General features: G+C 60.2%; 19 protein-coding genes. 8 read left to right on the top strand and 11 right to left on the bottom strand.

Annotation, left to right across the window (positions count from 1 at the left end):
• The first annotated feature begins 61 nt into the window (after positions 1-61).
• The gene (locus MHM37_RS05445; protein WP_239296320.1) at positions 62-1,084 is read left to right on the top strand and encodes a TRAP transporter substrate-binding protein; all 1,023 of its coding nucleotides are present in this window, start codon (positions 62-64) and stop codon (positions 1,082-1,084) included.
• Between the two features lie 86 nt (positions 1,085-1,170).
• Here MHM37_RS05445 and pcaG read toward each other — a convergent pair whose 3' ends face one another.
• The 8 genes from pcaG to MHM37_RS05405 form a co-directional block, all read right to left on the bottom strand.
• A complete protein-coding gene (pcaG, locus tag MHM37_RS05440) occupies positions 1,171-1,815 on the bottom strand; it encodes a protocatechuate 3,4-dioxygenase subunit alpha (RefSeq protein ID WP_239296321.1) in 645 nt (214 codons plus the stop codon).
• A 15-nt stretch (positions 1,816-1,830) separates the two neighbouring features.
• On the bottom strand, positions 1,831-2,562 hold the full coding sequence (gene pcaH, locus MHM37_RS05435) for a protocatechuate 3,4-dioxygenase subunit beta (protein WP_239296323.1): 732 nt from the start codon (positions 2,560-2,562) through the stop codon (positions 1,831-1,833).
• A gap of 32 nt (positions 2,563-2,594) precedes the next feature.
• Positions 2,595-3,764, bottom strand: a complete 1,170-nt coding sequence (locus MHM37_RS05430) for an alpha/beta fold hydrolase (protein ID WP_239296325.1) — start codon at positions 3,762-3,764, stop codon at positions 2,595-2,597.
• Positions 3,765-3,775: 11 nt separating this feature from the next.
• Complete coding sequence (gene pcaF, locus MHM37_RS05425) at positions 3,776-4,978, bottom strand: 3-oxoadipyl-CoA thiolase (protein ID WP_239296327.1); 1,203 nt, start codon at positions 4,976-4,978, stop codon at positions 3,776-3,778.
• A gap of 10 nt (positions 4,979-4,988) precedes the next feature.
• The gene (locus tag MHM37_RS05420) at positions 4,989-5,756 is read right to left on the bottom strand and encodes a CoA-transferase subunit beta (protein WP_343218245.1); all 768 of its coding nucleotides are present in this window, start codon (positions 5,754-5,756) and stop codon (positions 4,989-4,991) included.
• Between the two features lie 5 nt (positions 5,757-5,761).
• Positions 5,762-6,580 (bottom strand): CoA-transferase, encoded by an 819-nt coding sequence (locus MHM37_RS05415; RefSeq protein WP_153843548.1) that lies wholly within the window; start codon positions 6,578-6,580, stop codon positions 5,762-5,764.
• A 187-nt stretch (positions 6,581-6,767) separates the two neighbouring features.
• A complete protein-coding gene (locus tag MHM37_RS05410; RefSeq protein WP_239296329.1) occupies positions 6,768-8,096 on the bottom strand; it encodes an adenylosuccinate lyase family protein in 1,329 nt (442 codons plus the stop codon).
• A gap of 172 nt (positions 8,097-8,268) precedes the next feature.
• Positions 8,269-8,955, bottom strand: coding sequence for a TetR/AcrR family transcriptional regulator (locus MHM37_RS05405; protein WP_196781569.1), 687 nt, complete (start codon positions 8,953-8,955; stop codon positions 8,269-8,271).
• 165 nt (positions 8,956-9,120) lie between these two features.
• On the opposite strand from MHM37_RS05405, the gene MHM37_RS05400 reads away from it, so the two are divergent.
• The 7 genes from MHM37_RS05400 to MHM37_RS05370 all read left to right on the top strand — a co-directional run bounded on the left by MHM37_RS05400 (position 9,121) and on the right by MHM37_RS05370 (position 16,577).
• Positions 9,121-10,167, top strand: a complete 1,047-nt coding sequence (locus MHM37_RS05400; protein ID WP_153843551.1) for a DctP family TRAP transporter solute-binding subunit — start codon at positions 9,121-9,123, stop codon at positions 10,165-10,167.
• 85 nt (positions 10,168-10,252) lie between these two features.
• Positions 10,253-10,750 carry a TRAP transporter small permease gene (locus tag MHM37_RS05395; protein ID WP_153843552.1) on the top strand — a complete coding sequence of 166 codons (498 nt, stop codon included), beginning with the start codon at positions 10,253-10,255 and terminating at the stop codon, positions 10,748-10,750.
• The gene (locus tag MHM37_RS05390) at positions 10,747-12,012 is read left to right on the top strand and encodes a TRAP transporter large permease (protein WP_139526089.1); all 1,266 of its coding nucleotides are present in this window, start codon (positions 10,747-10,749) and stop codon (positions 12,010-12,012) included. The genes MHM37_RS05395 and MHM37_RS05390 overlap by 4 nt, the downstream gene beginning before the upstream one ends.
• Before the next feature lie 28 nt (positions 12,013-12,040).
• A complete protein-coding gene (locus MHM37_RS05385; protein ID WP_239296330.1) occupies positions 12,041-13,918 on the top strand; it encodes a sugar phosphate isomerase/epimerase and 4-hydroxyphenylpyruvate domain-containing protein in 1,878 nt (625 codons plus the stop codon).
• Entirely contained in the window at positions 13,915-14,793 is an 879-nt protein-coding gene (locus MHM37_RS05380) for a shikimate dehydrogenase (protein WP_239296331.1), read from the top strand. Before MHM37_RS05385 ends, MHM37_RS05380 begins: the two co-directional genes overlap by 4 nt.
• Positions 14,794-14,864: 71 nt before the next feature.
• A complete protein-coding gene (locus MHM37_RS05375; RefSeq protein WP_153843556.1) occupies positions 14,865-15,815 on the top strand; it encodes an AEC family transporter in 951 nt (316 codons plus the stop codon).
• Positions 15,816-15,848: 33 nt separating this feature from the next.
• The gene (locus tag MHM37_RS05370; protein WP_153843557.1) at positions 15,849-16,577 is read left to right on the top strand and encodes an SDR family oxidoreductase; all 729 of its coding nucleotides are present in this window, start codon (positions 15,849-15,851) and stop codon (positions 16,575-16,577) included.
• Positions 16,578-16,618: 41 nt separating this feature from the next.
• Here MHM37_RS05370 and MHM37_RS05365 read toward each other — a convergent pair whose 3' ends face one another.
• From MHM37_RS05365 to MHM37_RS05355, 3 genes are all read right to left on the bottom strand, one after another.
• Entirely contained in the window at positions 16,619-18,115 is a 1,497-nt protein-coding gene (locus MHM37_RS05365) for a tripartite tricarboxylate transporter permease (RefSeq protein WP_153843558.1), read from the bottom strand.
• A gap of 26 nt (positions 18,116-18,141) precedes the next feature.
• Positions 18,142-18,642, bottom strand: a complete 501-nt coding sequence (locus tag MHM37_RS05360) for a tripartite tricarboxylate transporter TctB family protein (RefSeq protein ID WP_239285772.1) — start codon at positions 18,640-18,642, stop codon at positions 18,142-18,144.
• A gap of 76 nt (positions 18,643-18,718) precedes the next feature.
• On the bottom strand, positions 18,719-19,705 hold the full coding sequence (locus tag MHM37_RS05355; RefSeq protein ID WP_239285770.1) for a tripartite tricarboxylate transporter substrate binding protein: 987 nt from the start codon (positions 19,703-19,705) through the stop codon (positions 18,719-18,721).
• Positions 19,706-19,729 lie beyond the last annotated feature (24 nt).

The following is a 19,729-nucleotide window of genomic DNA, read 5'->3' as shown; positions in this document are numbered from 1 at the left end:
GGAAAGTTGCAAAAACAATCATAAAAACGTGCCCCGTTGACTAGCCATCAGGATAACGACAATGAAAAAAATACCCACTCACCTAGCCAAGGCGACGCTACTTGGCGTGTTCGCCGCTTCATTCGTAGCCCCCGTCGTGGAAGCCAGCACCACACTGCGGGTAGCTCACGTCTGGCCGGGCGGCTCCATGATAGACCGTGAACTGTTTCAAGCCTGGGCAGAAAGCGTAGAAGAGGCGTCAGACGGGGAGTTGCAGGTAGAAGTGTTCCCCAGCCAGACGCTGGCAAAATCGGCTCAAACCTACGAAAGCGCGGTGATGGGCATCGCCGATATAGGCGCTTCCGCCCAGGGCTATACCGCCGGCCGCTTTCCGCTCACACAAGTCGTCGAGCTGCCGGGGGTGTCAGCAAGCGCGCGCCAAGGGGCCTGCATTCTCCAGTCGCTTTACGATCAGGGGCATTTTGAGCAGGAGTACGCCGATACACGCCCGCTGTTCCTGTTTACCACCGGCCCCGGTTACCTGCATACCAAAAACCAGCTGATTGAAACACCGGCGGATCTTGAGGGGCTTCGCCTACGCCGCCCCACGCCAGTGGTGGGTGATATGTTCGAGCGCCTTGGTGCCCAGGCGGTGGGTATGCCAGCGCCGGATGTGTTTACCTCCATGCAGCGTGGTGTCGTCGACGGTCTCAGTTTCAACTGGGAAGGCATGAAGACCTTCCGGCTGAATGAACTGGCGCAGTACCACACCGAAGTCCCCCTGTATGACCTTTCGCTGTTCGCCACCATGAGTCAGCGCAGCTACGACAGCCTGCCAGCCGATTTACAGCAGGTGATTGATGACCACAGCGGCTTGGAGTGGTCGCTTCGCGCGGCGGAGGTTTACGACGAGATGATACGCCAAGGCCGTGAAGAAGCTGTTGAAGCGGGGCATGCGTTTGTGGTCATCGAAGACGCGCTGGAAGATCCTGAATGGGGCCCTGTGCTGCAGCAAACCATTGATGATTACTTGGATGACATTGGCGGTTCTGCCAATGAAATCTACGAAGCTGCGATGGATTTACAGCAAAGCTGCCCGGCTTAGATTTGAATTAATCGTCGTTTCAACCATAGCGTATGGGCAGCCAATTGGCTGCCCATATCATTGTGTTCATACCCGCCTGCTTAAAATCAAAAATCAAAAAACACCGTCTCGCCTTCACCCTGTAGTCGGATATCCAGCCGGTAGCGCACCTTGCCACCCACCTCTTCGCGCTGGGCGATCAGCGTTTGGCGGAGCGTTGGCGACTCGATGCGCGAAAGCACCGGGCACTGAGCGTTCGCTTCAGCCTCATCGTCGAAGTAGAGCCGCGTTTGCAGGTGGATGTTCACTCCACGGGCAAAGAGCGTCAGGTTGATGTGTGGCGCCATCAACTGCCCGCTGGGGTGCTTCACCGCGCCGGGCTTGATGGTGGTCAGCGACCACTCGCTGCCGTGATCGAAGGTGGTGGCGGTGCGGCCAAAGCTGTTGAACGGTTTGCTCAGGTCATAATCGGCCTGGTAATCACCATTGGCGTCGGCTTGCCATGCTTCCAGAAAGGCATCGCGTACCAGGTCGCCGTTGCCGTCGATCACGGTGCCGACGACCTCGATATGCTCGCCCTCGGCGTCGGGCTTGGCCATCTCGTTCCAGATTTCCTCGTCGCGCACGGGGTTACCCGCCGCGGCGAGGGCAAGGCCGATATGCACGTAGGGGCCGGCCGTTTGCGAGGCGGTTTCCCGCAGCATCAGATCGCGGGCCGGCTGGGTATTGGGCTGAATAGCGGGCTGTTTCATGAGGTTCCCCTAGCCTTACTGGTTTTCGAAATAGGTCTGCAGCTCACCGCGCACCACGATGTCAAAGCGATAGGCCAGACAGTCCATCGGTTTGCTATGGGCCATGTCGAGTCGGCCGATCATGGTGTCCACCGCGTCGGGATCCCTGAGTGTGTGCACGATGGGGCACAGAGGAATCAGCGGGTCGCCCTCGAAGTACATCTGGGTGATCAGCCGCGTCGAGATCGCAGGCCCGGTGACCGAGACGTGAATATGCGCAGGCCGCCAGCTATTCATATCGTTGGGCCACGGGTAGGGGCCGGGCTTGATGGTGCGAAAACGATAAAAGCCCTGCTCGTCGGTCAAACAGCGCCCTACACCGCCGAAATTAGGGTCCAGCGGTGCCAGGTACTTATCGTTTTTGTGGCGGTAGCGCCCACCGGCGTTGGCCTGCCACATTTCTACCAGGGTGTGCGGTACTGGCTTGCCAAACTGGTCGACCACGCGGCCAAACATGATGATGCGCTCGCCCTGGGGAAGTCCGCCCCGGTCTGGATCCTGGCGGAAGTTCAGCAGCAGGTCGTTATCGTGGGGTCCCATGCGCAGGTGGCTAAAGTCCGGGCCGGTCAGTTCGGAAGCAGTGGGTTGCTGCATACTCACCAGCGCCTGCTGCGGCGAGCGCGGTACGGAGGTTTTGTAGCCTGGCGCATAGGCGGGCGGATGCCAGTTGCGGTCGCGTGCCACAAAGCGTTTGTTGTCGTGGGTCATCGCCCTTACCTCTTATCCATGATGTTGATTCGCTACTCGCCCCACCCCAGCTCTTTGGCGAGGGCAAAGGCGTGGTTGGCCGCCGGAACGCCGCCGTAAATCGCCACATGCATCAGCACTTGGCGCAGCTCGGCGTCGGTCAGTCCAATCCGCTTGGCGGTTTTCAGGTGCAGCGTGAGCTCTTCGCGACCCAGGGCGGCGAGAATGCCGGTGGTGATCATGCTGCGCTCACGGCGGGTGAGATCGTCGTTGCTCCACAGCTCGCCCCAGGCCAAGCGGGTAATCATCTGCTGGAAGGGCGCATCCAGGCTGTTGGCGTTGGCGGTGGAGCGCGCGACGTGCTCCTCGCCCAATACCTGCTTGCGCGTCTCCAAGCCGGTCGCATAAGCCACGCCGTGGTTGGCTACGTCGCCTAAATCCCTCATTAGTACGGCGCGCAGTTTCTCCGCAAACAGCGCCGGGGCTTCCACCGAAGGCACATGGCCAACGCCGTCAAAAATCTCTAGCGGTGCGCCATCGAGCTCTGTCGCCAGGGCGTCCAGCGTCGCGGGGGGCGTGGCCATGTCTTCACTGCCGCCAAACAGCTGCACTTTCGTACTCTTGCCTGAGAGCTTGCCAGTAAAGGTATCGCGACCCAGCATTTCGCACAGCTGGGCGTAGGATTCATCGTCGCCACGGCCCATCTGAGTACACCAGCCCGCTTTCAGCGCGGGGCTTGCCTCGAACGCCGCTGGAGCAAACCAGCGCGGCACGATCTCTTCAGACATCGCCGCTAGGCCTTCCTGGCGCACGCGGCCGGCGCGCGTGTTCCAGAGATCCGGGTTGCCAATCACGGCGCCGGTGTTGGTCAGCGCTGCGGAGAGCAGGCGGTCGCCATGCTCGGCAATCAGCTGCTGGCCCACTACCCCTCCAATGGAGGTACCGGCAAAGTGAAAGCGCTGCGCGCCCGCCAGGTCTACCAGCGCCAATGCCTCCGCCGCGAGATCAGCAGGGGTAATGTGCTCCCCACTCACCGCCTGGCTGGCACCGTGGCCGGGGAGATCCCAGGTCAGCACCCGATAGCGGGGCAGCAGTGCGGGAATCACGTCATCCCACACCGCTTGGCTCATGCCCAACGGGTGCGCCAGTACGACCAACGGATTGCCTTCTGCGCCGAGCAGGCGGTAAGCCACGCTGCGGCCATTGATGGTATGAAACGCCATGACGGTCTCCGTTAAACGCGTTCGATCAGGGTAGCAATTCCCTGCCCAACACCTACACACATGGTGCACAGCGCGTAGCGCTTGCCGCTGTTGTGCAGCTCATGAGCCGCGGTCATCAACAAGCGCGCACCGGACATACCCAGCGGGTGGCCAAGCGCAATCGCGCCGCCGTTGGGGTTCACACGGGGGTCGTCGTCTTCAAGGCCCAAGTCGCGCATACAGGCCAGCGCCTGGGCGGCGAACGCTTCGTTGAACTCGAATACATCGATCTCATCCATCGAGATACCGGTGCGTTCGAGCAGTTTCTGCACCGCTGGTACCGGGCCGTAGCCCATGATGCGCGGCTCGACGCCCGCCGTGGCCATGCCGATGATTTTCGCCATCGGCTTGAGACCGTGCTGCTTGACCGCCGCCTCGCTGGCGACCAGCATGGCTGCCGCGCCGTCGTTCACACCGGAGGCGTTGCCAGCGGTGACGCTGCCACCATCACGGAACGGCGTCGGCAGCGCCGCTAGTTTTTCCAACGTGGTTTCCCGCAGGTGCTCGTCCTGATCGAAGATCAGCGGCTCCTGCTTGCGGCGGGGAATCTCGATGGCGGTAATCTCTTGGGCAAAACGCCCAGCTTTTTGGGCCGCCGCGGCTTTCTGCTGGGAGCGCAGCGCAAACGCATCCTGGTCTTCCCTAGAGATATTGAACTGTTCGGCGACGTTTTCTGCCGTTTCCGGCATAGAGTCAATGCCAAAGGTTTTCTTCATCAGCGGGTTGACCAAGCGCCAGCCGATGGTGGTGTCTTCGATTTTCTGGCCGCGGGAAAAGGCGCTGTCGGCCTTGCCCATCACGTAGGGCGCGCGAGACATGGATTCCACGCCGCCTGCCAGCGCCAGCGCCATCTCACCGGCTTTGACCGCGCGAAACGCCGTGCCCACCGCATCCATGCCCGAACCGCACAGGCGGTTCATCGTGGTGCCGGGCACCGAGGTGGGAATGCCCGCCAGCAGCGACGACATCCGCGCCACGTTGCGGTTATCTTCTCCGGCCTGGTTGGCACAGCCCATGAACACTTCTTCGATGGCGGCGGGGTCGAGACTCGGCGCTTCCGCTAATACCGCTTTAAAAATCGTGGCGGCGAAATCATCCGGACGCACGCTCGCCAACGTGCCGCCAAAGCGGCCAATCGCGGTGCGGCGGGGATGACATAGATAAACGTCACTCATGGCAAACTCCTCATGCGCCCGCGTGGGCTTGCTCGGTGCGGGCTTTTAGCTCGCGCAAAATGGTCAGCTCGTGGGCACTGGGCTCGGGAGTGCTGTCGAGCTGCTCGGCAAAACGGATGTCCCAGCCGGTCGCATCGATGACGTCTTCGCGGCTAACGCCAGGATGCAGCGAGACGACCACCAGCTCCTTGGTGTCGGGGTCAGGCTTCATCACGCACAGGTCGGTGATCACCCGAGTCGGGCCTTTGCCGATGTTGGGTACGTTGTCGCGGCCTTTGCCGTCGCGGCCAAAGCCTAGCGTGGTCACGAAATCGACGTCTTTTACAAAGGCGCGCTTGGAGTGCTTCAGCGTGATGAACACCTCGCCAGCGTTGGTGGCGATTTCCGGCGCGCCGCCACCGCCCGGCAGGCGAACCTTGGGCGCTTTGTAGTCGCCGATCAGCGTGGTATTCAGGTTGGCAAAGCGGTCGATTTGCGCGGTGCCCAAAAAGCCCACGCTCACTTTGCCGCCCTGCAGCCAGTAGCGGAACATCTCCGGCACCGCCACGGTGGTCAGCGCCGACTCGCACAGCTCGCCATCGCCTATCGAGAGCGGCAGGGTATCGGGCTTGGTTTGCAGCGTGCCGGATTCGTAAATCAGCACCACGTCCGGCGCATGGGTGAGACGCGCCAAATTCGCGGCTTCAGAAGGCAGGCCGATGCCGACGAAGCAGGTCATGCCGTTTTCGAGCGCCCGCGCCGCGGTGACCGACATCATTTCAGAAGAGGTGTATTCCAGACTCATCAGGCTTGGCCTCCTGCATTAAAGACGTTGTCGTCGAGCCACTGGGTAAAGGTGTCGCGGTCGCGTGCGATGGCATCCCACTCTTTGTAGAAGCGATTGCTGCGGCCGTAGTAGCCGTGGGTATAAGAAGGCAGCGCCCCTTTTTCGGCGACGGCGATGGCGCTAATGGCCCAGCTGGGAATCACGCAGGCGTTGGGAGTCGCCCCCAGGTCATCGACAATCTCTTCCACCGTGACGATGCTGTGCTTGGCGGCCAGTACCGCTTCTTTTTGTACCCCGACGATACCCTCGACCAACACGTTGCCCTGGCGATCCGCCCGCTGGGCGTGAATGATCGACACATCCGGCCGCACCGCAGGAACCGCTGCCAACCGCTCGCCGGTGAACGGGCAGTCGATGAACTTGATCTGGTCGTTGACGCTGGGCAGCTCGCTGCCGATGTAGCCGCGGAACACCGCCAGCGGCAACCCGGCCGCCCCCGCTTCGAAGGCGCAGGCCATCGCCGCGTGACTATGCTCCAGAATCTCGATCTTGCACGGCCAGCCTTTCTCGACGGCATCACGCAGGCGGTGCAGCGAGCCGACACCAGGGTTACCGCCCCAGGAGAAGATGACTTTTTTGGCACAGCCCGCGCCGATCATTTGGTCGTAAATGATATCAGGGGTCATGCGAATCAGCGTCAGGTCACGCTTTTTCTGACGGATCACTTCGTGACCTGCCGCAAAAGGAATCAGGTGGGTAAAGCCTTCCATGGCCACGGTAGCGCCGTCTTCGACGAGGCGCGCTACCGCGTCATGCAAGCTGAGAAACTCGGCCATGATGGGTGCCTCTTAGCTGGTCGTTGCCATACTTGTTGGTATTTGTTCGTCAGACGAACACAGATTCTCAATACGAACAAGTTACTTCCGAACACCTATCGGGTCAAATGGCGGTGGCGTTTCCCAGACAGCGGGCGAACGGTACAGACAAACCGCTTGAATCAAAAAAATCTTGATAAACAAACGCTTAATCCGACATCAGCCAGGCACGGGCACGCTTCACCTGCTCCTTGCTGCTACCAAGGTATAAAGCTGGGTCGCAGGCATCTCGCAGCGCATCGGCGTCGATGACGTCTTTCACGTCAGGATGGCTCGAGAGCACGTCTGCATAGGCGCGGGCTTCTCGACGCGCGGTCTCCGCCGCGTCGGCACTAACGGCTTTGGCCTTCTCAGTACCTAGGGCGGGTGCCAACAATCGGGCGACCGGTTCGGCCATGATGCCCCCGCCCGTGGCCGTCAAATTGCGCGCCATGTTCTCAGCGTTCACGTCGAGCCCCTCCAGCAGCACGGCGACCTGCTCCAAGGCGCCTTCTACCAGTAGAGCGCTTTCGATCAACGGCGCCCACTCGGCATGCCATTCGCCCAGTCCACGCTCGAGAGGTTGCGCCGCAGCGCTCATCACGACGCTGGTATGGCCATGCACGAGCCGCGCGGCTCCCTTGATCAGTGCGCTACGTACCGGGTTACGCTTATGCGGCATCGACGAGGACTCGCCCATGCCGGGCGCGGAGGGCTCCGCCACTTCGCCCACTTCGGTTTGCGTCAGTAGCGACACATCCAGGGCGATTTTTTCAGCGGCTCCCGCGACGGCATCCAATGCCGTACCGAGGGCATGGATCGGGTAGCGGTCGGTATGCCAGGGGAGCACCGGCGACGCCAACCCTAGCCGCTCGGCCAGCGCGTCCATCCAGTCGAGCCCCAAATGCCCCCAGCCCGAGTGCACGCCCACTGCGCCGCCGAACTGTACGGGCAGCGCCACGTCCATCAAGCGGCGTCGACTCTGCTCTAGGCCAATCGCCCAGTGGGCCACCTTTACTCCGAAGGTGATCGGCAGCGCCTGCTGCATCAGCGTACGCCCCACCATCACGGTATCCCCATGCGCGCTCATCAACGCCAGCGCCGCCGCACGGCAGCGCAGCAGTAGGTCGTTCAGCGCGGCCAAGCGCGGTGTCAGTAGCAGCATCAGCGCCGAATCGACGACATCCTGGCTGGTCGCTCCTTGGTGCCAGTAGCGTTTCAGCTCGTTCGGGAGCAGTGAGCGCCCCTGCTTCACGAAGGGAATCGCCACATTGCCACCACTGGCAATGCCCTCTGCCAGGGCATCGACGCTGAAGGTGGCCTTTTCTAACTGGTCGCGTATTTGCTGGCTCACCCCGGCAGGTACGGCTCCGCTGGCTTCCTGCACTTCCGCCAGGGCGAGCTCGAAAGCCAGCATGGCCTTCACCATGGCCTGCTCATCACAGGCGTCCAAGGCAGGCTGGCTCATGAAGGGGTGTTGGGTAAAGATGGCGGGCATGGCAACGACGTCTCCGTTAGCAACGCCTTGGCAACTGCGTGCCAAGAGGCAAGGGTCCTGAGCGCACGCATTTGTACTTATGTTCGCTCTTCGAACTATAGGCTAAAGAGACCGCTACCTATCAAGCAACCAAAATTTAACAATAGGCGCTACGCTGCTCACGATGACGTTGCTAGGGGATTGCCATCGTGGTGTCATCCGGCAACACGTATCGCATCACCATGTCCGTGACATGGTCTTCCAATTTGCGCTGATTCTCCGGCGTCATTTGTTGCCAGTCGAAAATGCGCGAAAACGTGTGCTGGTTGGAGACGTTGAAAAATGAGAGTGCGCTAATCAGCCAGTGCAGCTCGCGGGGGTCGAGCCCTTCACGAAAACAGCCCGCCTCGACACCGCGGCTGTAGACGTTGGTAAGCGCATCGATCACGCCTGCGTTCAGCGATTGGATCAGTTTCGATTGCGCCAGATAGCGGCCATGATGGATGTTCTCGATCATCACCAGGCGAATGAAGTCGGGATTGTTGGCGTGATGGCAGAACGTAAACCGCACCAATCGGCTCAGCGCCTCTACCGGAGCCAAATGGTTTAGCTGCAGCTCCGTTTCTTGTAAACGCACTTTTTGATACGCCGCTTCCAGCGTATGCAAGTAGAGCGTCTCTTTGTCTTTGAAGTAGTAGTAAATCATGCGCTTGGAGGCACGCGTCTTTTCGGCGATTTCGTCTATGCGCGCCCCTGACAAGCCTTTTTCCGAGAATTCGCGCGTGGCGACGGCCAGGATATCGGCCTGGACAGACTCGGGATCGTTTTTACGGCCGCGCCGCGGAGAAGAGGACGAAGAAGCGTTGGATGTGGCGGTCATCGAGAGGGCCTTTATTATCATGATCGTCTTTGGTCTAGTATGCCATATATTGACTGAACGTACCATTTCGTACATTGTTGTTTTGGACACGGTGAAATGGCCATGTGCATCACCTTCATGGCTTTTCAAACCCCATGACAATGGCTCGATAAGAGGACAACAATAATGTCTCTACGCCCCATGCTCTCACTACCAACGACATCCATGAAACGCACGCTGACAGTGGCGATTGCGTCGGCAGCACTGCTGACGGCGGCGCATGCCTCGGCACAAACCCTGCGCTTTGCCCATGTGGACCCCGACGACTGGACGACCTCCAAAAAAGGGGCCGCCGGTCAGGTCTTCAAAAACCTCGTCGAAGCCGAAACCGACCTCACGGTCGAGCTCTATCCGGCGGGTGCGTTAGGTGGGGAAACCGAACTCATCGAAGGCGCGCAGGATGGCACCATTAGCATTGCGATGGTGTCCGGCGCCTATGCGAACTTCTGCCCGGCCGTCGCCGTCACGGACATTCCGTACACCTTCCCGTCAGCGCCCGTTGCCTGGGAAGTCATGGACGGTGAATTCGGTACGGCACTCGCCGAACACTGCCTAGAGCAAACCGGCCTGCGCACCCTGGCCTATGGCGAAACCGGCTTCCGTCATTTCACCAACTCCGTGCGCCCCATTCATACCCCCGAGGACATGCAGGGGCTGAAGTTCCGAGTACAAACCATCCCTCTCTACTTGGAAATGGTCAGCGCACTCGGCGGAGTGCCGCAGGGAATTGCCTGGGGTGAAGTACCGACGGCGCTGGCGACCGGCGTGGTCGATGGCCAAGAGAACCCCATCTCGGTGATCTACGGCAACAATTTCTACGAGTTCCAGGACTACCTGACCCTCGATCGCCATGTGTACGGTGTCGATCACATCCTGATCAACGATGAGATCTTCCAGTCGCTCTCCGAAGAAGAGCAAGCCGCCGTGAAGCGCGCGGCAGTGGTGGCAGGCACCACCGGTCGCGCCATCCAGCAGTTCAATTCCGCCGAGGGCATCACCAAGCTGCAGGCAGAAGGCATGGAGATCACTCAGCCCACCGCCGAGCAGATGGACGCCTTCCGCGAAGCCGCACAGCCACCGGTTCAGGCCTACCTGCGCAACGAGCTGGGCGATGAAGCCGAGTGGATCGACCGTCTCGCTGCCGCCGTGGATGACGCCTCCTCACGCTTCTAACCGCCGTTCAATGTAAGTGCTTGCGAGTAGGCCGCCGCGCCTACTCGCCTCCTTGCGTGCCTGACCATCGATCGAAGGTGCCCTTATGCCTGCTCTTCTCCGCCGAATACATCGCGGCCTCATACTTTTCAATGGCAGCCTGGCGGGGCTTGCCATGATGCTGATCTTCCTGCTGGTCGCAGGTAATGCCTTTGCCCGCTACACCTACGGCGGCTCCATTAGCTGGGGAGAAGACACCGCTATTTACCTGATGATTTACGGCCTGATGTTCGGTATGTCCTGGGCCTATTTACAAGACAAACACATCGGCTTCGATCTCATTCGCCGTTTACTGCCCGCCCACTGGGTGCGTTGGCAGGCGGCGGCGGTCGACGTCGTGGTACTCGCCGTGGGAATCGGCTTGATGGTGTCGGCGGTCGAGTTCATCTCGGCGCGAGGCGGGCGCACGTCGTCGAGTACCGGCATGCCCATGTGGCTGTTCCAAGCGTCCATGCTGCTGGGCGGTGGGTTACTAAGTCTTTCAGCACTCGTCATGGGTGCGCTGCGCTTGAGTCAGCCCATTCATGAGGAGGCGTCCTCATGATTTTCATACTGCTCATCGCCCTCGTGTTACTGGGCGTGCCGTTTGCCTTTGCCATCCTCGGTTCGCTCACGGTCCTGATGGGCGCCGGCGATTTGCCCTACCACATTCGCATCGTCTCGCAGCAGTTCTTTGGTGGCATGGAGTCGTTTCCGCTGCTGGCCATTCCGCTCTTCATTCTAGCGGGCGAGCTGATGAACGAAGCCGGTATCACCCACCGCATCATCAACCTCGCCAGCGCCATCGTGGGCCGCCTCAAGGCGGGGCTTGCCCACGTCAATATCTGGGCATCGGTGATTTTTGCCGGACTGTCCGGCTCTGCGATTGCGGATACGTCCGCGCTTGGCCGGGTGTTCATTCCCTCGATGGAAAAAGAGGGCTACCCGCGTGACTTTGCCGCCGCCCTCACCGCGGCGTCGTCCGTGATTGGTCCCATCATTCCGCCGAGCATTCCGGTCATCATCTATGCATTGACGGTCTCGGGCGTCTCCGTGCCAGGGCTCTTTTTGGCCGGCATCGTCCCTGGTGTCCTACTCGCCCTTGGGCTGTCGATTTACGTGTACTTCTTTGCAGGCGACCTGAGCACGGCGACGGTAAAGCAACAGTCACGGCGTCATGCGTTACTGCATGGTCTGCTCCCCGCACTCATGCCGGTATTCGTGGTGGGCGCCATTCTCGCGGGCATGGTCACCCCCACCGAGGCCGCTGCGTTTGCCGTGGTGTACGCGCTGATTCTCGGCGTGGTGCTCTACCGCAACATCAAACTGATCGACCTACCCGCCATTTTTGCCCGCGCTATGCGCGACAGCGCGGTGATCATGGTCATCATGGGCGCCGTTGCCGCCGCCAACTGGGTGTTAACCTTCGAGCGCGTACCCAACATGCTGACGGAATGGGCCTTGATGAGCATCGATACCCAATGGACGTTCCTCATTGCCGTCATTCTTCTGCTGCTGGTGGTCGGGCTATTTTTGGAAGGGATTGCCGCTATTTTGGTGCTCGTTCCCATTCTTCATCCGATTGCCATGGCGCTGGGCATCGATCCCTTGCACTTCGGCATCGTGGTGATCTTCAACCTGATGATGGGACTGATCACACCGCCCATGGGGCTCTGCCTCTTCGTGGCGGACTCCGTGTCGGGCGTAGGCATGGGGCCCATTATCCGTCGCATCATGCCCATGCTCGCCGTTCAGTTCTTGATCCTGCTGCTGATTACCTTCGTACCGTCCTTGGTCACGTTCCTGCCGCGTTTGGCGGGCTACTGATCGCCACTCTTACAAGGAGCATGATGCCATGTACTCATCGATTGCTACCGTTTGCCTCAGCGGTTCGCTGGAGGAAAAAGTCGATGCTATTACTCAGGCGGGTTTCGAGGGGCTCGAGCTGTTCGAAAACGACTTGACGGCCTTCTCAGGCACGCCACGGGAAGCTGGCGAGCTCATCCGCTCCCGTGGGCTGAAGCTGGTCACTCTCCAGCCTTTTCGTGACTTCGAAGGACTGCAGGGCCGCGCGCGGGAGCGCGCCTTCGATCGAGCCGAGCATAAGTTCGATCTAATGGAAGAGCTCGGCACCGATTTGCTGATGGCCTGCAGCACCGTCCACCCGGATGCCCTGCCAGGCATTAGCCGCGCGGCCGATGACTTTTTCGAGCTGGGCGAACGCGCCGCAAAACGGCAGTTACGCGTGGCCTACGAAGCCCTGGCCTGGGGCCGACACATCCACGACTACCGCGATAGCTGGGAAGTGGTACGCCGGGCGGCGCACCCGCATGTAGGCCTGGTGCTGGATACCTTCCATATCTTCTCGCGCCAGACGGAGCTAGGCACCCTGGGCCGCATTCCCGGTGACCGTATCTTTTTGGTACAGACCGCCGATGCGCCGCGCCTGTCGATGGATCACCTGTCGTGGAGTCGACACTACCGCTGTTTTCCGGGACAGGGCGAGCTACAGATGGATCGTTTCATGGCCATGCTGGACGAGACGCGCTACGACGGCCCGCTCTCCCATGAGATCTTTAACGATGTGTTCCGCATGGGCCACAGCGACCAAACCGCGCGCGATGGGCTGCGCTCCTACCACTTGCTGCGCAGCATGCAGAGCGATAGCGGCATTCCCGCGCCGCAGCCCATCGAGTCCGTCGCCTTTCTCGAAATCGCCGTCGAGCCCGAGGACTTGACGCCGCTGCGCGAGCTGCTGAGCGCCCTGGGCATGGCCTGCGTCGGTCGGCACCACACGCTGGACGCCGAGCGCTGGGCGGCGGGCGACGTCAACCTGGTGCTGAATACCGAGTCGAGCTTTACCGGGCGCGTACCGGGCCGTGACGCCACGGCCGTCACGGCGATTGGCCTGCGGGTGGGTAACGCTTATGAAGCGTTCAAGCGGGCAGATAAACTCGGTTACGAGATCGTCGAGCCTGAAGACGTGGGCGCGAGTCACCGTATGAGCGCGCTGCGCAACGTCGATGGCAGCCTCTCGTATATCATCGATGACTCGCAGCTGAGCCGTACATGGGATCGCGAGTTTCCCCTAGAGCGCCAGCCGGTGCCCCAAGGATCGCTGGTGGATATCGACCATATCAGCGTGGCGCTCTCCTACCATGACTACCTGTCGCTGATGCTGCAGTACCGCGCCATCTTCCAACTAGAGGTGACTCCCTCGTTCGACGTCACCGACCCGCGCGGTTTGATTCAAAGCCAAGTACTGCAAAACGGCAATGGTCGTTTTCGTTTAGCGCTCAATGCCAGCGCCTCACCGGACACGGCCAGCAATCGTTTTGTTCGTCAATATGGTGGGTCGGGCGTTCACCATATCGCTCTAAGCACCACGTCCCTGCGTGATGCCAGTGCTGCGTTACATAAGGCAAACACCCCCATGCTGCCGATACCCAGCAACTACTACCGCGACCTGGCGGCGCGCTTCGACCTACCGGCGCAAACCCATGCCTGGATGCAGGAGCACCACATCCTGTTCGATCAGGACGCTCACGGCGACTTCCATCAGCTCTATACGCAACCCAACCACAAAGCCTTCTTCATCGAATTAGTGCAGCGAGAGGGCTACCAGGGGCTAGGCGCGCCGAATGCCTTCGTGCGGGTCACGGCACAGCAACGCCTGGAAGCCGCTCGCGCAGCCTCAGATATCGATAGCGACACGGGAGAGCGCCCCGCATGATCACATTAGGACTCGTCGGCGAAGGTATCGCCAAATCACAATCTCCCGACCTGCACGAACGCCTAGGCGCATCGCTGGGCCTAGCCGTCCGCTACGACTTGGTCGACAGCCTGGGGATCGCGGATTTCGACTTTGCCAGCGCCATTCAGCGGCTGCGCGCAGAAGGATACCGAGGCACCAACGTCACCTTTCCCTTCAAAGAGACAGCCGCCAAATTAGCCGACATCTGTGGAGCCGGTGTACAGCGGGTCGGCACCGCCAATACGCTCTTGTTCGATGAACAGGGATTGCGTGCCGAAAACACCGACTATACCGGGTTCATCAGCGCCTACCGTCACTCGTTTGGCCACCAGCCGGCGGGCGATGTCTTGTTGATCGGTGCCGGTGGCGTGGGACGCGCCGTCGCGTGCGCGCTCGGCGAGCTGTCAGCCCGCTGCATCCATATTTTGGAGCGCGACGCACAGCGTGCCGACACCCTATGCCAGGATCTGAATGCCATGGGCATTGCCGCCACGTGCGTGTCAGCCGAACAGGCAACGCGCGAGCTGCCCACCTGGCAAGGGGTCGTGAACTGCACCCCCATTGGCCACATCAACCATCCCGGCTGCCCCATCGACACCGCAGGCCTGGGTGCCCAGCACTGGGTATTCGATGCGGTGTACATTCCGGCCCATACCGAGCTCTTGAAGGCGGCGCACGAGGCCCATGCCAACACGCTCTCCGGCGTCGACCTGTTCGTCTTTCAGGGAGTGGATGCGTTTCGGTTTTTTACTCAGGGGCAGCTCGACCCAGAGCAGATCACACCGCACGTGATCCCCCTGCGCACTCACTACGTCGAGCAACTCGTTGCACAAAAACCCCAGCGCGCTTCATGACACCCCCGGAAATTAGCGTACAATAATTCGCTCATCGAACGTTCATTGCGCGCCGCACCGGGGAGCCGACCATGCTCGATATTCTAGCCATTACCACGCCCATTTTTTTGCTCATGGGTATTGGCTATGTGGCGCGCTGGGGCGGGATCATTCAACGCGAACAGCTGCAAGGCGTGGGCGTTTTCGTGCTGTACTGCGCCTTGCCCGCCCTGGTGATTCGCGCGCTGACCCAGCAGCCGCTGAGCGACATTTTTCAGCCGAGCTACCTGCTGGCGTATGGTTTGGGATCGCTCTTCGTGCTGTGCGCGGGCTTGGTCCTCTGCTGGAAACTACAGCGCCAACCGCTGAACGCGAGCGCCATGCAGGCACTCGGCATGACCGCCTCCAATAGCGGATTCGTCGGCTACCCGGTCGCCGCCATGGTCATCGGCTCACCGGCAGCGGTGCTCTTAGCGCTCAATATGCTGGTGGAAAACCTGCTGATCATTCCCGCCGCGCTCATTCTTGCCGAAATGGGCAACCAGCAGGGCTCGAACGTGTGGCAGACCCTGCGACAAACGGCACGGAATCTGGCGAAAAATCCTTTGCTGATCGGCTTGACCGTCGGGGTCGTCATCGCAGGCACGGGTATCGACATGCCCCTCCCCATCGAGAAAGCGATCCACATGCTGGCCGAAGCCGCCGGGCCCGCCGCCCTCTTCGTGATTGGCGGCTCGCTATTTGGTCTGCGTGCACAAGGTATGATGAGGGACGTGGGCCAAATCGTGGTGGGCAAGCTACTGCTTCACCCGCTGGCCATTTTGGTCGCGTGTCTCCTGGTACCGAGTATCGAGCCCGTCTACATGGCAGGCGCGCTGCTCTTTGCCGCGGCACCGATGATTAGCATCTATCCTCTATTGGGCCAGCGTTACCACCTGGGAGACGTGAGCGCTGCCGCCATGCTCGTCGCGACGGTCGCCTCCTTTTTTACGCTTAGCCTGCTGATTTGGCTCATGACACTGAGTGATTTAGTCGCCTTTTGAGCCTCTTGCCACATCGCACACGAGGAAGCATGAATGAGTCACGAACGTTCCCAACACGACGTTGCCGTCGTCACGGGTGGAGCACGTAATATCGGCCAAGCCATTGCCCTGCGCCTTCAGCAGGATGGCTATCGGGTCATCGTATTGGATATCGTCGAGCCGGAAGCGGAATCGCTACAGGCAGACGCCTACCAAATCGACCTTGCCGACGCCGAAACGACCCGCCACCTCATGACGGATATCGCCAAGCGCTATCCCGTCACCCGGCTGATCAACAATGTCGGCATCGTGGCGCCCGCCCTGCTAGAGGAGGCGACCCTCGAGGATTTCGATACGCTGATGCAGCTGAACGTCCGCTCGGCGCTGATCTGCACTCAAGCGGTGCTGCCCGCCATGAAGGCGCAAGGTAGCGGACGCATCGTCGTGAACGCCAGCCGCGTGGTGCTCGGCAAAGAAGCGCGCTCCATTTACAGCGCCACCAAGGGGGCGCTGCAATCCATGGCCCGCACCTGGGCGCTGGAGCTGGCCGAGCACGGCATCACCGTCAACTGCGTTGCGCCAGGCCCCATCGCGACCAGTGCCTTTTGGCAAAACAATCCGCCCGACTCTGAGCGTGCGCGACGCATCATCGACAACATTCCGCTACGGCGCATGGGCCAGCCGGAAGACGTGGCCCAGGCAGTCAGCTTCTTTTGCGACGAGCGCAGCGGTTTCATCACCGGCCAAACGCTCTATGTGTGCGGCGGCGTCACGGTCGGGTAACCGCTGCCGCCCAGTGTAGCGGTGACGCCACTGGCCTTGTTTCACGATGGGTCGGTGGCAGCTCGTGCGGCGCGGCGTGCGGACAGGAAGCGGTAAAGCGCCAGGCCAATCGACCCTACCGTCAGGGCAATGAAGGCCCAGGTAATCGGCCCGCGCACGAAGATGGACAAGTCGTTGTGGCCGATCAGCAGCGAGCGGCGCAGGTTGTCTTCGAACATCGGGCCGAGAATGAAGCCGATCAAAAAGGGCGCTGCCGGTATCGCCGCCCGATTGAAGACATACCCCAACACCCCGAACGCCAGCATGAGCCATACGTCGAAGGTGTCGTTGTTCACGGCATACGCTCCGTAAACGCAGAACATCAAGACGATGGGAAAGAGGATCGACTTGGGAATGTCGGCAATGAGCGAAAAGTACTTGATGGCGACGTTGCCCACCACCAGCAGAACCACCGAGCTGAACATGATGCCCATGAAGAGCGCGTAGATCAGCGATAGATTCTCTTGGAACATGAGCGGGCCGGGCGTCAGGCCGTGAACCATGAAGGCGCCCAGAATGATGGCCGTGATCACGTCGCCGGGGATACCGAGCGATAGCAGAGGAATCATCGTGGCACCGGCGACGCCATTGTTACCGGCCTCGGCCGCCGCGACGCCTTCCACTTCGCCCTTACCGAAATTCGCCTTGCGAGGGGAGCGTCGGCGGGCATCGCTATAAGAAATGAACGCCGCCGCCGTGGCGCCCGTACCGGGAATGGCGCCAATGATCACGCCGATCAAACTCCCCCGCACGATGGTCGTCATACAGCGTTTCAATTCAGAAAAGGCCAAACCCGCCCCGCTCGCTTTCGCTTTGATATGCGGTAGCGCTTTTCTGCGGTAGAACTCGATGATTTCTGGAATGGCAAATAGGCCGATCAGCAGCGGAATGAACGAGATGCTGTCCATCAAGTTGTAATTGCCAAAGGTAAACCGCTGAGAGCCGAAGACGTCGTCCAGCCCTACCAACGAGAGCAGAATACCCAGCAGTGCCGCCATCAACCCCTTGATCATCGAGCCGCTGGCCAACGAGATGATGATGGTGAGCGAAAAACAGATGAGCCAGAAGAATTCCGGTGCGCCAAAATTCAAGGCGATTTTCGCCAAGTAGGCGGCAAAAAAGATCAGCGCAATGTTCGAGATGAAATCGGCAATGACGGAGGAGTAGAGCGCCGTTTTCAGTGCCTTCTTGGCATGCCCCTGTTGTGCCATGGGGTAGCCATCGAGCAGGGTACAGGCGGAGGCGGGGGAGCCGGGCGTTCGGATCAAAATCGCCGTAATCGAGCCGCCGTACATGCCCCCTTTATAGATGCCCACGAGCAGCAAAATCGCCGCCACCGGCTGCATGGAGAAGGTGAACGGCAGCGCGAGCGCGACCGCCATGGTGGCGGTCAACCCAGGAATCGACCCCACCACTACGCCGATCACGACCCCTAGCGCAATGGCGACGAAGTTGTCCAAACTAAAGAACAGCGCGACGACTTCCGAAAAATTTTCCATAGCTCACCCGAAACGTTGACAGCCCATCAGAAACCGATCGGCGATAGTGGAAGCGGTACATTCATCACGTTGACGAAGAGAAGTGTCACTGCGATAGGAAAGACAAAAGCCAAGCTATAGGCCCACCAGGTACGCACGGGATGCGCCAAGAACAGGATGAGCGTTGCCAGGATACCGGTGAATACCGCCCCCATCGCTTCGAACAGCGCGACATAGGTCAATAGCGCCGCCACCATCAGCACGAAGCGCCGCGTTGGACCTTTCTCGATCTGTCGTTCGTCGTCTTCGTGACGTCTGTCGAGCAGAAACCCTTGCAGAATCAGCAGAACCGAAAACAGCACGATCAGCCAGCCTACGATCCCCGGTAGCCAGCGCGGTGACATCATGGGGTTTTGTAGAATCGGCGGTTCATTGATGTAGTTCGGCACCAGATAGAACACCAGCGCCAATGAGAAGCACAGCAGGATGCCCCCTGCTATCACATCATTGACGTCTTTTATCCTTCGCTTAGCATCTGAGCGTGTCATGACGGCATTCCCCAGGGAAACAAGAAAGGCGAGAACGCAGGTTCTCGCCCCAGTGCACAACGTGAAGTGGTGTGACTTACTGGCTAATACCCGCCTGCTCGGCAACGTTTTCCCAGCGCTCTACTTCCGCAACGATGAACTGCTTGAACTCCTCGCCGGATACCTGACCCGGTTCAGCGCCTAGCTGTTCGACGAAGTCTAAAAACTCTTCACGTTCCATGACCTTGTTCAGGGCCTCTTGCATGACGCTCTGGGCTTCTTCGGGGAAGGAGTTATGCGCAATCAAGCCAAACCACGCCGTGGTGATGAACTGATCGAGGTTATACTCCCCGATTTCAGACAGCGTGGGCACGTCCGGCAAGAATTCAGAGCGCTCGGCGGAGGTGACGGCCAGTGCGCGCAAATCACCCGAGCGAATATGCGAGAGCACGGTGGGCATGTTCTCGAACGAGACATCCACGTCCCCTCCCAGCAGCGCAGGCAGCGCGGCGCCACTTCCCGCAAACGGTACGGCCGTCATGTTGGTCTCGGTCAACGTTTTGAACAGCTCGCCAGACATATGGATGGAGCTGCCCACGCCGCTGTGGCTAAACGTCATGTTCTCTTCTTTGGCGGCTTCCACGAACTCGATGACGCTTTCATAGGGACTGTCGGCGGGCACCACCATGACGTTGGGAATGTCGATCATGTTTTGCAGGAAAACGAAGTCGTTCACCGGGTCATAGCTCAGGTCGGGATAAATGGCTGCCCCAATCGTATGGCCTGGAGACGCCATGAGAATGGTGTGATCGGCGTCCCGGCCACCGCGAGCAAGACGCCCAGTCCCTACCGTCGAACCCGCACCCGGGCGGTTTTCGACGACGACATTCGCATCGAGCTCTTGTTGCAGAAGGTCAGCGACGCGCCGAGAAAGTACATCCGTGGTACCGCCCGGCGCGTAGGGGACCACCAAGCGGATGTCATCGGTGGGCCACTCGTTGGCCGTGGCAGACGATACCGTCAGGCCCAAGGTGAGCGTGCTACCGACGGCAGCGAGACAGGCAGTGCGGAGGAGCTTGTTCATTATTATCATCCTGTGCGTTAATTA

This window comes from Halomonas sp. MMH1-48 (genome assembly GCF_022348105.1).
In the GTDB taxonomy this organism is placed as follows: domain Bacteria; phylum Pseudomonadota; class Gammaproteobacteria; order Pseudomonadales; family Halomonadaceae; genus Vreelandella; species Vreelandella piezotolerans.
The sequence above is the reverse complement of the archived record's forward strand: the minus strand, read 5'-3'. Positions and strand labels throughout refer to the sequence as shown.